General features: G+C 60.4%; 14 protein-coding genes. All 14 read right to left on the bottom strand.

Annotated elements, in window-relative coordinates; all coding sequences use genetic code 11:
• Window positions 1-81: 81 nt before the first annotated feature.
• The 14 genes from rimO to ONB25_01525 all read right to left on the bottom strand — a co-directional run bounded on the left by rimO (window position 82) and on the right by ONB25_01525 (window position 13,380).
• Complete coding sequence (rimO, locus tag ONB25_01590; protein MDZ7391581.1) at window positions 82-1,437, bottom strand: 30S ribosomal protein S12 methylthiotransferase RimO; 1,356 nt, start codon at window positions 1,435-1,437, stop codon at window positions 82-84.
• Window positions 1,434-2,348: a signal recognition particle-docking protein FtsY gene (ftsY, locus tag ONB25_01585; GenBank protein MDZ7391580.1), complete on the bottom strand. Its 915-nt coding sequence runs from the start codon at window positions 2,346-2,348 to the stop codon at window positions 1,434-1,436. Before ftsY ends, rimO begins: the two co-directional genes overlap by 4 nt.
• Complete coding sequence (locus ONB25_01580) at window positions 2,345-2,953, bottom strand: CDP-alcohol phosphatidyltransferase family protein (protein MDZ7391579.1); 609 nt, start codon at window positions 2,951-2,953, stop codon at window positions 2,345-2,347. Before ONB25_01580 ends, ftsY begins: the two co-directional genes overlap by 4 nt.
• A gap of 13 nt (window positions 2,954-2,966) precedes the next feature.
• Complete coding sequence (locus ONB25_01575; GenBank protein ID MDZ7391578.1) at window positions 2,967-4,136, bottom strand: NAD(P)/FAD-dependent oxidoreductase; 1,170 nt, start codon at window positions 4,134-4,136, stop codon at window positions 2,967-2,969.
• Window positions 4,120-4,317, bottom strand: coding sequence for a 4Fe-4S binding protein (locus tag ONB25_01570; GenBank protein ID MDZ7391577.1), 198 nt, complete (start codon window positions 4,315-4,317; stop codon window positions 4,120-4,122). The genes ONB25_01575 and ONB25_01570 overlap by 17 nt, the downstream gene beginning before the upstream one ends.
• A gap of 5 nt (window positions 4,318-4,322) precedes the next feature.
• Window positions 4,323-5,270, bottom strand: a complete 948-nt coding sequence (locus ONB25_01565) for a UbiA family prenyltransferase (protein ID MDZ7391576.1) — start codon at window positions 5,268-5,270, stop codon at window positions 4,323-4,325.
• Between the two features lie 32 nt (window positions 5,271-5,302).
• Window positions 5,303-6,727: an amidophosphoribosyltransferase gene (gene purF / locus ONB25_01560; protein MDZ7391575.1), complete on the bottom strand. Its 1,425-nt coding sequence runs from the start codon at window positions 6,725-6,727 to the stop codon at window positions 5,303-5,305.
• Between the two features lie 12 nt (window positions 6,728-6,739).
• The gene (locus tag ONB25_01555; GenBank protein ID MDZ7391574.1) at window positions 6,740-7,132 is read right to left on the bottom strand and encodes a hypothetical protein; all 393 of its coding nucleotides are present in this window, start codon (window positions 7,130-7,132) and stop codon (window positions 6,740-6,742) included.
• Entirely contained in the window at window positions 7,133-7,681 is a 549-nt protein-coding gene (locus ONB25_01550; GenBank protein ID MDZ7391573.1) for an HDIG domain-containing protein, read from the bottom strand.
• Window positions 7,682-7,688: 7 nt separating this feature from the next.
• Window positions 7,689-9,248, bottom strand: a complete 1,560-nt coding sequence (locus ONB25_01545; GenBank protein ID MDZ7391572.1) for a sodium-dependent transporter — start codon at window positions 9,246-9,248, stop codon at window positions 7,689-7,691.
• Between the two features lie 35 nt (window positions 9,249-9,283).
• A complete protein-coding gene (locus ONB25_01540) occupies window positions 9,284-9,796 on the bottom strand; it encodes a DUF5683 domain-containing protein (GenBank protein MDZ7391571.1) in 513 nt (170 codons plus the stop codon).
• Window positions 9,789-10,172, bottom strand: a complete 384-nt coding sequence (locus ONB25_01535) for a RidA family protein (GenBank protein ID MDZ7391570.1) — start codon at window positions 10,170-10,172, stop codon at window positions 9,789-9,791. Before ONB25_01535 ends, ONB25_01540 begins: the two co-directional genes overlap by 8 nt.
• A gap of 143 nt (window positions 10,173-10,315) precedes the next feature.
• Window positions 10,316-11,530 (bottom strand): O-antigen ligase family protein, encoded by a 1,215-nt coding sequence (locus ONB25_01530; GenBank protein MDZ7391569.1) that lies wholly within the window; start codon window positions 11,528-11,530, stop codon window positions 10,316-10,318.
• Window positions 11,527-13,380, bottom strand: a complete 1,854-nt coding sequence (locus tag ONB25_01525; protein MDZ7391568.1) for an ABC transporter ATP-binding protein/permease — start codon at window positions 13,378-13,380, stop codon at window positions 11,527-11,529. The genes ONB25_01530 and ONB25_01525 overlap by 4 nt, the downstream gene beginning before the upstream one ends.
• Window positions 13,381-13,431: the final 51 nt, after the last annotated feature.

Genomic DNA, 13,431 nt, shown 5'->3' with positions numbered 1-13,431 from the left:
ACAACCTCCCACCGGGGGACTCGTCGGTGTGAGGAAAAGGGCAGTGCCTCACGCGTCGTGCATGGTGTGTATAGCTCCTTTTCAAACACGAGAGAGTTCCCTCGGAACTTTTGAATGCCTGTGGCGGCCCGACCGAGCACTTCGGCCTTCGTGCGTCGCCGGGGTGCCGTACAGGTCGAACCCGTCTGAATCGGTGATATGGACAGCCCGGAACGTGCCCGGCTCCATGGCGCCCTGGATATGCACCTGACAGTCCACGTCTGGTGCGTCCCATTCTGTCCTACCCAGGGAGAGACTGGTGGCTGCATCCGCTTCGTCTACCAGCACTTGGACAGTTTTTCCCACCATCGCCGCGGTGCGCGCGGCACTCAGTCTGGCCTGGAGGTCGAGCACCTCGGCGTGACGTAGCTGTTTTTCCTCGTCGGAGAGCTGCCCTCGCATGCGCGCCGCCCGCGTACCCTGCTCCGGGTAATACGTGAAGACCCCAAGGTGCTCAAAACGCGCATCCTGCAAAAAGTCCAGTAACGTCTGAAAGTCCTCCTCAGTCTCCCCTGGGAATCCCACCATGACGGTTGAGCGAAGGGCGAGGCCAGGAATACGGTCGCGGAGGCGCTGCAGCACCTGCTCGAGCTGGGCACGCGTGGTCCGCCTTCCCATAGCAGCCAAAATGCGGTCAGAGGCATGCTGGATCGGAATATCCAGGTACTTGCACAAGCGCTCTTCCTCTGCCAGGACCTCGATGAGCCGGTCGTCCACGCGGGCCGGATGGGTGTACATAAGCCGGATCCAGCGGGGTCCATCGATAGAGGACAAGGCGCGCAACAGCGCAGGAAGCGAGGAGGCGCCACCTGTCTCGCCTCCGAAGTATGTGGTGTCCTGCGCCACAACAATGAGCTCCTGGACGCCCCGCTCCGCCAGGCCGCGTGCCTCCTTGACAATGGCTTCTATAGGTCTGCTCCGATACTTCCCCTTGATGATCGGGATGGTGCAGTACGCGCAGCGATTATCGCACCCTTCGGCAATCTTCAGGTACGCATAGTGGGCAGGCCCAAGGCTCCATCGCTCGGCAGAGCACGGCGAAGCAGGGAGCCCGAGGAGGCCTCGCACTCGGGCAGCAATCCGTCGCGGCTCACGCTCGCTCACCACCAGGTCCACGGCGGGCAGAAGCGCCGCCACACGTCGGCCAAATCGCTGGGGCAGGCAGCCGGTCACGATTACCTTGGCTTTGCCCGCTTCTTTCAACCGCGAGACTTCAACAATTGTTTCTATCGCTTCCTCGACAGCGGGGCGGATGAAGGCGCAGGTGTGCACGATCACTGCGTCCGCCGTCCTTGCCCGGCTCACTAGCTGCACGCCTGGTCCAAGCAGAGCCCCCAGCACCCACTCCAGGTCCACGGTGTTCTTGGGGCAGCCGAGGGGCACCACAGCGATCTTCATGCGAAGAGCCCCTCCACGAACTCGCGGGCATCGAACGGTGCCAGATCGTCGATGTCTTCGCCCACGCCTACCCAGCGCACCGGCACGCCCAACTCCTGGCAGATAGCCACGGCGATGCCTCCTTTGGCCGTGCCGTCCAGTTTGGTGAGCACAATACCGCTCACCCCAGTGGCCTGCGTAAATTGTCTGGCTTGCGAGAGGCCATTCTGGCCTGTGGTGGCATCGATGACGAGGAGCACCTCATGCGGAGCTCCGGGAAGCCGCCGCTCGAGGACCCGGCGGATCTTTCGCACCTCCTCCATCAGGTTGACTTTTGTGTGCAGGCGGCCGGCGGTATCAACGATCAACACATCTACTCCGCGGGCCAAAGCAGCGTTTAGGGCGTCGAAGGCCACTGCGGCCGGATCGGCGCCCGGCTTGGTGCTCACCAGATCTGCCCCCGCGCGCTCCGCCCAGATTGCCAATTGCTCGCTGGCAGCGGCGCGAAACGTGTCCGCTGCAGCCAAAAGCACCTTCTTGCCCTGTTGGCGGTAATGGTACGCAAGCTTGCCAATGGTCGTGGTCTTGCCGGTACCGTTGACGCCCACGACCAGCACCACATGCGGCTTCTCACCAGCGAGAAAAGGAGAGTTGTCGCTTCGGTTCAGCAGGCTGACCATTTCCTCCTTCAGCAAAGCCAGCACCTGGGCTGAATCCGCCCCGGGCCTTGTGGCCAAAAGTTCGCCCAGCCGTTGTACTACCGCCTCGGCTCCCATGACGCCCACATCAGCAGCGATGAGCGCCTCTTCAAGCTCCGCGAGGAACTCTGGGTCAGCGCGCCTTGCTGCCCCTACCACCCGGGCCAACCGTTCACTCAGCGCCTGCCTCGTTTTGACAAGGCCTGAGCGCAGACGCCCCATCACGCCGCTCATGCTTCCCTCTTCATTGCCTGGTCTGCAACCGCGTTCGCCGAAACAAGTGTCCGTCTCTGCAGGATGCGCGCAAACACCGTGGCGTAACTGACCACCGAGGTAAGCAAGAGCAGTAACGAGAGCCACCTCACGGGCGCGGCCATGCTCTGTATGCGAAGCGTGTGCACAAGGATGACTACCACTATCGAAAAGGCTGCCCACTTGCCTGCGCGATTTGACTCCGAGACAAAACGTTTGCCCAAAACCAGGTATGCACCTCCCAGGACGATGATCAGGTCGCGCGCCACTACGGCCGCCGCGTACCAGCTGGGCAGTCTTCCCAGACCCACTAGCACGAGAAGGATGAATATGGCAAAGATCTTGTCAGCCAGTGGGTCAAGAATCCGACCCACATTGGATGTTTGCCGCAACAGTCTGGCCAGTACTCCGTCCAAAAAGTCGGTGGCGGCGCCCGCAGCCATCAGCGCGGCGGCAACAAGGTCCGCCTGCCGCGTCTCCTGCCGGAGCAAGCCATAGATGAAGGGCAGTAGGCAAAGGCGCGCCACAGACAGTGCATTGGGTATGGTGAGCACGCGCCTTTCTTGTGGGTCGCAAAGCTCGGGCATTCGGGGTACTCCCTCAGACAAAGACCTTTGCTGCTTCGACTATGAGCTTTGGCTGATTGACCAAGGCGGTGGCGAACAAGTTGAGGAGCGAGCGCTTCTCAGGCGCAGTGCGCAAATAGGCCTCGGCGGTACGGTTGAGGTCTTCGTCCGTCAGTCGCCAGATGGCCTCTTTCAACCGATAGAAACGCTCGTGAGCCTTCCCTTCCTGGTCATGCCACCGGTCCGCGTACTCCTGGAGTCGTTGTTGGGACACGTCGCTCTCTTTAATGGCCTGGGCTGCCACCTCGCCGGCGATTTTGGCGGCAATCATCCCGGACACAATGCCGCCGCCGGAGACCGGATTGGCCTGGCGTGCGGCGTCGCCCACTAACATGAGCCCGTGACTTACCATTCGCTTCAAGGGGCGGGCAACTGGTACGCCTCCTGCTACGGTCGTGAGCACCGAGACGCGTGGGAAGCGTGCGGCCAGGAACTGCTCCAGATACACCCACGCCGGCTTGGTTCGCGCGCAGTCGCCGGAAACCCCGAGGCCGATGTTCGCCACTCCGTTGCCCTTGGGGAAGACCCAGGCATAGCCACCTGGAGCGACCTCGCGTCCAAAGTAAAAGTGGCAATGCGTGTCTTCGATCTCCACGTTGCTAGCCGTCACCTGGGCGCAACTTTCGATGTCGTGCAAGCTCACATGTGTGCGCAAACCTGCCCATCGCCCCACGCGCGACTCCACGCCATCGGCACCGATAACGATTGAGCATTGCACGGTGTACGCCCGGCCAAGGTGCATTAGCTGTACCCCGTGTACCACACCGTCGCGCAGAATCAGGCCGGTCACGTTTGCTTTGGTCAGCACCTCGGCCCCTGCCTCTGCCGCCAAGCGCGCCAGGTCGTAGTCAAAAAGCTTACGATTGAGAATGTAGCCGAGGTCGCTTGTCTCCAGGCAGACACGCATTCCGTTGGGCGCGTAGAGGAAGGCGCCGCGGATGACGCGGTCGATCCAGCGCTCCTGGGCCTCGACCACCTGGGCTAGGCCTTTCTGCCCTACGCCTTCCGCACACCGCACGGGGATGCCTACTTCCCGGTCCTTCTCCAGCAGGAGCACGCTGGCGCCCCCCAGAGCGGCAAAGCGCGCAGCCGTGGAGCCCGCCGGGCCTGCACCTACCACCACCACGTCATACCGGGACTTCATCACGCACCTCCAGGCAGGCGAAGGGGCAGGCGTGCACGCAATTCATGCACAGCGTGCACCGTTTCCCATCTATGAGCAAACGGAGCTCGCTCAGCTCCAGGGCATCTACTGGGCAGACCGCCACACATGTGCCGCACAAGTCACACAAGTCATCTTTCAGGAGAAGAGTCTTCTGCTTCATGCCTCCTAACCTACGTCGAAGCTTGGGTAGTTAATCTGAAAGCGGCGCCGATAGTAAATCTTACAAGCCAAGAAGACCAGCGCCAGCACCACGAGGAAGCCAGGGAACAGGTAACAATAGGCGAGCGCGACAAAGAGCAGGCCGAACTTCGTGGTGCGCACACCCGCTGCCACGGTGCCCTTGAGGGCCGCGATGATGAACAAAGGCAACGCGGTCAGGGCAGGAGCAAAGATGAACCAATCGCGCAACAAGAAAGAACTGACCAAAGTGCCCACTTCTGCCACCAGGGCCAACCGTGCGCTGACACGGGGTCCGAAGAGCACGCCGATGGTTATCTTGCCGGCGGCGCGGTCGCCCTCCACATCCGGCAGGGTGGTGAAAAAGTAGAGGGACCACAGCGCGAACACGAAGGGCAACGCGTGAAACCACATCCCGGAATGCACCTTCCCGCGCACAAGCCATCCGCAGGCAAAAACAGCCAGCGCTCCCAGACCATTGCACAACAGCCCTGCGTAAGGCCGATCCTTGCACACAAAGGGCGGACAGCTGTACAGCACCCCTGCAATCAGGAAGCAGGCCAAGAGCGCTACCCCCAATGCCGGCTTGAGGACAAAGCCAAGCCCGATGGATGTCAAACCAAGAAGTCCTACCTCCACGGCCGCACTTCCGGCACTCAGCTCTCCCGTGGCGAGAAGGAATAGCTTCCTGTTGAGCCGGTCGCTCTCCATGTCTGCCACCTGGTTCAGCACGAACGTGGCGCCGAGACACAGAGTCACGAGCAAGGCCACGAGGATGTAATCAAAGTCCCATGCCCCTCGCCATGAGATACGGGCCAGCGAGTGGCCAAAACGGAGTTGGGCCGAGTGACCGGCAAGGAAGACCGTCCACACAGGAAAAAGCAGCGTCGGCCGCAACACGAAGACATAGTCCCACAGACGAAGCAATCGACTCATCGCGACCCCCAGCCGAAAAGGGCCTCGCCCCGTTACTGATGTGGCACCCAGTATGCCTGTTCATGCTGGAATTTACTCGCCCGTTCGGGAGGCAACGGATAGTTGCCGTCGAAACAGGCATGGCAATACCCGCCCCGGTCCTGCGGTACGGAGGCCAGCATGCCCTCCATGGAAAGGTACGCCAGCGTGTCCGCCCCGATGAACTGACGGATCTCCTCAACGCTCCGGGAGCAGGCAATAAGCTCATCCCTGGTGGGGAAGTCCATGCCGTAGTAGCAGGGGGAGATGATGGGTGGGGAGCTGACCCGTACATGCACCTCCTTTGCACCTGCTGCGCGAATCATCCGCACCAGATGGCGCAGAGTCGTACCCCGGACGATGGAGTCCTCCACCACCACCACGCGTCGGTCTGCCAGCACCCCGCGGACCGGATTGAACTTGACGCGCACGCTAAAATCGCGGACGTCCTGGTCCGGGTGGATAAACGTACGCCCGATGTAGTGGTTGCGAATAAGTCCCAGCTCGAACTTGATACCTGAGCGCCGCGAAAATCCTACCGCTGCCGTGTTGCTGGAATCGGGCACCGAGATGACGATGTCGCCCTCAGTGGGGTGCTCCAGCGCCAGCGTCTTGCCCAACTTGCGCCGGCACTTGTCCACGTTCTCACCGAAGATCTTGCTATCAGGACGCGAGAAGTAGATGAACTCGAAGATGCAAGCGGCGCGCGGGGCCTGTTCCGGCAGGCGCTCGCTACGCAGGCCGTTGTCGTCGATGACCAGCACCTCGCCAGGCTCCACCTCCCGGAGGTACTCGGCATCGATGAGGTCCATGGCACACGTTTCGGAGGCGATCACGTAGGCGCCGTCTTTGCGCCCCAAAGACAGGGGCCTGAAGCCCCGGGGGTCGCGCACTGCAATGAGCTGGGTGCGACTCATGAGCACAAGCGAGTAAGCGCCCTGGACCTGGGTCAGAGCCTCCATCAGTCGTTCTACCAGCGTTGCGCGCTTGGAGCGCGCGATGAGGTGGAGGATGACCTCGGTGTCTGTGCTTGTCTGGAAGATCGCCCCATCACTCACCAAGCGGCGGCGGCATGAGCCGGAATTAACTAAGTTGCCGTTGTGGGCGATAGCCAGCGGTCCGTCCTGCGCATTCACCATGATGGGCTGGGAATTGGCCAGGTGCGGAGACCCGGTTGTGGAATAGCGGTTGTGGCCGATGGCCATAGACCCGGCCAGGCGCGTCAGTGTGGCCGCATCGGAAAAGACGTCCGCCACGAGCCCCAAGCCAGCATGGCGCTGCATGTGCACAAAGTCACTGGCGACAATGCCGGCGCTCTCCTGTCCGCGATGCTGGAGCGCATAGAGGCAGAGGTACACCAATCGCGCCGCCTCGGGATGGCCATACACACCCACGACGCCACAGTTGCACAACGGTTTGTCTGTCCAGGTCGTTACCACGGCTGCTTCCAGTCAAAACTGCCCTGCAAAAAGAGCCAACCCCAGCGCCGTTCCGGCCACATCCGCGACCAGATCGGCTACACTGGCATGGCCACGTCCGCTTCGCTTGTCGTAGATCTCTTTGCCCACCCCCCAGCTCAGGGAGAACGAGGTCGCAAAAACGAGTGCATGCCCTCGTGACCACCGGCTCTCGTCGTGCGCACCGTAGTAGGCCGCCACGGCAAGGAAGGCGCTGACGAGGGCATGGTGAACCTTGTCCTCGCCGAGGAGGGGATCCCGCTTAAGAACTGTCACCCGGACCGGAGGCTTGGCAAGGGTGTCACCTGCAGCAGTGAGGGCCGCCTGCGCAAGAAGCGGCGATACTGACACCACGCCCACCAGCCCAAGTACAAGCCAAAGTCGCATCTACAGCCCCAATTCCGCGTGAATGCCCTGCATGGCTTTGAGCGCAAGGCCCAAGAACTCATCTAACTGGAGCCCAAACTCCTCGCAGGTCTTGATCTGCTCCCTATTGGCCCCCTTGGCAAAGGCTTTCTCCTTAAAGCGCCGCAGGATAAAGGGCACATCCACAGCAGCCAACTTCTTGCTGGGATGCATGAGCGCCGCTGCCACTATCAGCCCCGTCACGGGGTCCGACGCGTACATCGCTTTGTCCATCAGGGTTTCGCGCGGAGCGTGATTGTTGTGGCTTTTGATGGCGTGAATGACTTCCTCATCCACATCATACCCTGCCAAGAGTTCCACCGTACGCAATCCATGTCTTTCGGGTGACTGAGCGGTCTCTTCATAGTCCAGGTCATGCAGCAGACCGGCAAGGCCCCACTGCTCCACGTCTTGCCCAAAGTGGGCAGCGAGTTCCCGCATCACAGCTTCCACCGCTAGCACGTGTTTGAAGAGGTTGCGATTGGTGAAGCGCGATTCGGCTAAACGATACGCTTCTTCTCGTGTCAGCATCGTGGCCTCAAAAGTATTTGCCCGTGATCAAGATGTACGCCAGCACAATGGCGATACCCAAGGGAGATACATAGCGAATAAGTACTGACCAGATGCCCCGGAAGAGGAACTTGTTGCCGTGCTGTTCGATCTCGGCAGCGACGGCTCTTATCCCCCAGCGATAGCCCACAAAGAGGGCGATGCCCAGAGCGCCTACCGAGAGGGCGTAGTTGCCGAACAGGGCATTAAGGAACTCCAGAACCCCAACGCCTACGCCTGGTATCCGCGTCAGCACGGGAACGGCGCCGGTGGACAAAGCCGAGCCAATGCCCAGCAGAAAAGCCACCGCACAGGTCGCGACCACTGCCGATTTGCGACCCCAGTGGTGTTCATCCACCAGGTAAGCAACGGGCACCTCGAGGAGCGAGATGGTGGAGGTCAGCGCGGCCACGCAGAGCAACAGGAAAAAGGCCGCGCCAAATAGGGCTCCGGCTGGCATGTGGGCAAAGATTGACGGCAATACCACGAAGGCCAGACTCACACCAGCGTCGGGACGGAAACCCATGGCAAAGAGTGTGGGGAAAATGACCAGACCAGCGATAAACGCAACCAACGTGTCAGAAAGACAGATCCATCCTGCCGAGCGAATAATGTTCTCCCGCCTGGATAGATAGCTGCCGTAAGTGAGTATCGTGCCCATACCAAGGCTCAAGGAAAAGAAGGCTTGGCCCAAAGCCCTGGCAAACGCTTCCACGGAGAGTTTACTAAGCTCTGGCTTGAGATAGAACGCTAGCCCTCTTGAGGCGCCGGGCAGAGTCACAGCTCGGACGGCCAGCACAAGCAGAAGCACGAAGAGGATGGGCATAAGAATCCGCGACCAACGCTCGATGCCGGCGCCCACGCCCCCGGCGACAACCGCTCCGGTGAGCAGGATGAACATCAGCAGATATACTGTCGGCAGAAACGGGTGGGAGGCGAATTGCTCGAACAAGGCGCGATTATGCAGACGGCCCAACATCTTCTCTCTGAACACTCCAAAGCGGGGCTCGCTCGTAAACTGCTGCCAGATGGTCCGTACTTGCTCATCAGACGGGCTGCCGGCGTCCTGAGTGATTATGCCCTCCTCTGCCAGAGCGCGGCGAAGGTTTTCTGGGTCACTGCTAAAGTCGGTCCATACCCTCTCTGCTTCTTCTTGGCTATAGCGAATGTAGTTGGGAGTCACAACGGAACGCACGGCGTACTGCAATGTCCACCCAGCCACTACGGAATAGAATGAGAGGATACCGACGCCAGTAAGTACCCCCAGTGCCCCAATTACCTTCCATGGACTTCCAGGGACAAGCGTGCGAAATGCCCCGACGGGATTACGTTGCGTGTGGCGGCCCAGCGCCAATTCGGCGATCATGACCGGTGCGCAGATAAACACCACGCACAGGATGTAGAGCAGTACGAAGGCGCCACCGCCGTTTTCCCCTACGACGTACGGAAAACGCCAGATATTGCCAAGGCCGACGGCCGATCCGGCAGCAGCAAGAATGAAACCCACCGATGAGCCCCACGTGCCTCGTTCTGTGTGCCCTTCTGTCACATGGACCTCCCGTATCCACTATCCACGCCATCCGCTCAGAGTCTCACCGCTATGCGAATGTGTGCGGCGCCAGGTGCCAATCCACCGACCTCTGACCAGCACCGTTGCGCATGGGCGAGATCAGGACTCTCGTCAAAGTCGGAGAAATGTCCATCCACGTACGCATCGAGCATGCTGAGCAAGACCGCCAGGGCCAGCAACCAGTTTGCAGTGTTGCGGTTAGTCAGATGATACTCGCGTGTGGCAGGGTCGGTGGCACGTTGCAAGAGCTGGTTCTGCCATATGGCCTGCCCCGCCAAAGAGAGTTCGGTGGTCACTACCAGGGCTGCCTTCCATTTCTTTCCGTTGTACCATTGGCCCCACCCCGGCACGAGTAAGGAGCGCACCATCGCACCAGTCGGCGAGCGCCGCTGCGTGGCTTGTGAGTCGCTGGCAGCTGCCACCGGAAAGGCAAAGGAAGGTGCTGTAGGCGCCCCTGCCTCTAATGGTTGGACCGCCGTGCTCAGCAGACAAAGCCAGCCCAGTATGAGACTTCCAGCATTACGCACGTTCAGCCACTGCCTCGATCTCGACGCGAGCGTCCTTAGGCAATCGCGCCACTTGCACCGCCGAGCGCGCCGGTGGGTCGGTCGGGAAAAACTGCGCGTACACCTCGTTCATCGCCGCAAAGTCGTTCAGATCCGCAAGGAACACCGTGGTCTTGACTACGCGCTCCAGGCTGGATCCGGCAGCCCTGAGCACTGCGGCTAAGTTGGTCAAAGCCTGCTGCGTCTGCTCTTTTATGCCTGGCCCGACCAGCTCGCCGGTGCGAGGGTCCAGACCCAACTGACCTGCCGTGAATACCAGACCAGTCCCCGCGAGGACTGCCTGACTATATGGTCCAATGGCCTTGGGTGCATCACCTGTTGCCACGACAGTTTTCATTTCTCCCTCCCGAAGGGAAAGACATCCTTTCCATCCACTCTGCGCCATGGATGGGTGACGCCCTGTATAAGGAAACTCAGCAAGGTGCAGGCCCCATGAGGCGCACCTGGACCAATGCGGGCAGGTGCGCCTCGTGGGCGATCTCATCCAGGAACTTCCACTACCATCGCGCCCACAGCCAGCGAGCGTCGAGTGAGTACGACAGCCGCTACCACCATTCCCACCAGCCACCACAAAAGTGTAGCCACTTCGGCGTCCCCGTAGTTCCACTCGAAAAGGCCATTGACGAGAAAGGCGACAAAGCCGCACAGACCGGCTAATGTGACTTCTCGCAGGGCCGGTGAGCGCGCTGCTCGCCGCGCCGCCACCAGCAAAAGCAAGATGCGGACCATCAGGAAGGTGAACGCCGCAAGACCGAGAGCGCCCAAAGTCACCGCAATGTGCACAAAGTTGTTGTGAAAATGCCCCACCGCTTGCGTCTCCTCGGGCCCCATGTACTGCCGGTAGATAGCGCCTGTATCGATATCGCCCACGCCTGTAACCGGATGGTCCTTGAAGATGCGCCACCCGGTCTTCCACCAAGTGATACGGTAGGCGTTGGTCCGGTAGTGCGGGTCGAAAAAGTGAGAGACCCGAGCCTTGTACTCGCCTGGCACGGCAAGATACGCCAGAATGGCCAAAACCGGCACGACCACCACCAGGCGCCAGTCGACAAGCGAGGCCATGACCACCAGCGCAACTGCCAGACCCAGCCATGAGCCGCGAGTGTTAGTCAAGAAAAGGCACACACCGTTGGCAATCGCCGCTGCCAGGGCCAAAAGTCGGACTCTTGTCTCCTTCTGTTCGCAGGCTACCGCTGCGGCCACAACGGTCGCCATCATGGTCAGGCCACCGGCGGTCATAGAATTCTGAATGTGCCGCACTCGCACTGACGGGTTCACCACAAACGAACCCACGCCCCACAGTGAGTACAACGACATTGCGAGGAGAAAGGTAGCCATCAGGCGCTGCAGGGTGCGCTCGCTTTCCACGTTGCTCCCCACCACGTACACGGTGGCGATGAGCAGCAGCCGCTTAAGATACACGACCGCATTGGGCACGTTCACGGAGAAGACTAGGGCGACAAGTTCGGCCGCCACGTAGAGAACAAAAGCCAGTTCTAAGGACGTGCGCTGCAGAAGGAGACGTCTTTGCACCGCCATTCGAGATAACCAGGCGAGCACGGCGACGGCCAGCGCCGTCTGCGTCACCGCGATGCTAAACGGCATGGCGGCCACGGTTACGTAGAGCGCGCCACGTGTAATGGCCGCCAACGTTCGGTCCAGGCTGCCTGTGGTGTCGATGCTGCCTTCTCTCATACGCTGAATTGCATTTCGTATAGCTTGCGATAAAGGCCACTGGTACGCATGAGCTCCTCGTGGGTTCCCGCCTCCACTACTCTCCCCTGGTCCAAAACGACGATGCGGTCGGCATTCCTCACGGTGGAGAGGCGATGCGCAATGACGAGCGAAGTGCGTCCATGCAAGAGGTTGGCGATCGCCTGCTGCACCAGCATTTCCGACTCGGTGTCCAACGCTGAGGTGGCCTCATCGAATACCAGGATGGGTGGGTCACGGAGAATGGCGCGCGCAATCGCCAGTCGCTGGCGCTGGCCGCCGGAAACCTTCACGCCACGGTCGCCAATAACAGTGTCATACCCCTGGGGCATTTCCAAGATAAAGTCGTGGGCGTTTGCCGCCTTGGCTGCGGCAATCACCTTCTCCATAGGGACTCCATCCAGGCCATATGCAATGTTGTTCCGCACCGTGTCATTGAAAAGGATGGTCTCCTGGGTGACGATGCCTAAGAGCCGCCGAAGGGATTCGAGCGTCACATCGCGTAGGTCGTGGCCGTCAATCAGAATGCGGCCCGAAGTGGGGTCGTAGAACCTAATCAAGAGGTCAACCAATGTCGACTTCCCTCCACCGGAGGGGCCGACAATGGCTACCACTTCGCCCCGTTTGATGCGCAAGGAAACCTCGCGCAGGACCTCAGTGTCTCGGTCATAGGCAAAGGAAACGTTGTCGAACACGATCTCGTGGCGGAAATCCGGAAGGACCACTGCGCCTGGTCTGTCCGCCACTTGTGGCGGCGTGTCGAGAACGGAAAAGACGCGTTGCGCCGCAACTACGCCTTCCTTCAAGGCATTGTGCACCTGCCCCAGGAGTTTCAAGGGCTCCATGATGGAAAACAGGGCGCCGAGGAACAGCACAAAGGCGCCTGGCGACAGAGAGCCGTGGGCGCGCAGGGCCTCCATGCCTCCGACGTACAGTACCAGGACGCCCACAATGACCCCGATGTACTCGGTCACACAGGGGCCCAGCTTGCGTATGCGCGTCATGCGCACCACTGTGTCGAAAAAGCGCTGATTCTCACGCTCGAATCGACGGATCTCGTACTGCTCCCGCGCGAACGCCTTGATGACGCGCGCCCCGTAGATGCCCTCTTGGATAATAGAGGTCAGGTCGGCAATGCGCTCCTGTTGGCGGAGGCTATCCCGCTTGAGTTTGTTACCGAATTTCGCGATAAAGTAACCCGCCCCGGGAAAGACCAAAGCCGCCACCAACGTCAATTTCCAGCTCAAAACTAACATCACGCCTAGGTAGATAAGAATCATCAGCGGGTCGCGGAAAATGCTATTGATGGCCGCCGTAATGGAGGCATTGATCACCGTGACATCGTACGTGACGCGGGAGATCAGCTGTCCAGCCTTTTCGCCGTGGAAGAAGTCCAGTGAAAGGCGCTGAAAATGGCGATACAGGTCATTGCGCAGATCGCGAATGACCCCTTGCTCCACCGGCGCCATGAAGTAGGTTTGGCCAAAGCGAAAGAGGTTCTTCAGAAAAAAGCCGACGAGCATGACCACACACAGAAGGCGCAAGGCGTGGGGCCGGCTGTAGCGCGAAAAGATCCCTTGTAGCCGTGATTCCAGTTGCTGACGGAGGTTGGGCACTGGCCTTTGCACATCAGAGAGGGACAACCCCGCGGCACCGGAGCTTGCGACCGCGGCCTGCTGCTCCTGAGCCCCGAAGAGCAGGTTGACAAAGGGCATGACCAGACCAACGGACACAGTGCTGAAGGCAACAAAAAAGACCATACAGAGACAGGAAGCGACCAGCTCCTTCCAGTAGCGCAGCACGTATTTGATCACTCGTCGATAGACACGCATCTCAGTTGCCCTGCTCCCGCGCTCGGGCGTCCTTTGTGCAATCCCTCGAGC

The sequence above is a fragment of the candidate division KSB1 bacterium genome (assembly GCA_034506335.1).
Classification (GTDB): domain Bacteria; phylum Zhuqueibacterota; class Zhuqueibacteria; order JANLFK01; family Oleimicrobiaceae; genus Oleimicrobium.
The sequence above is the reverse complement of the archived record's forward strand: the minus strand, read 5'-3'. Positions and strand labels throughout refer to the sequence as shown.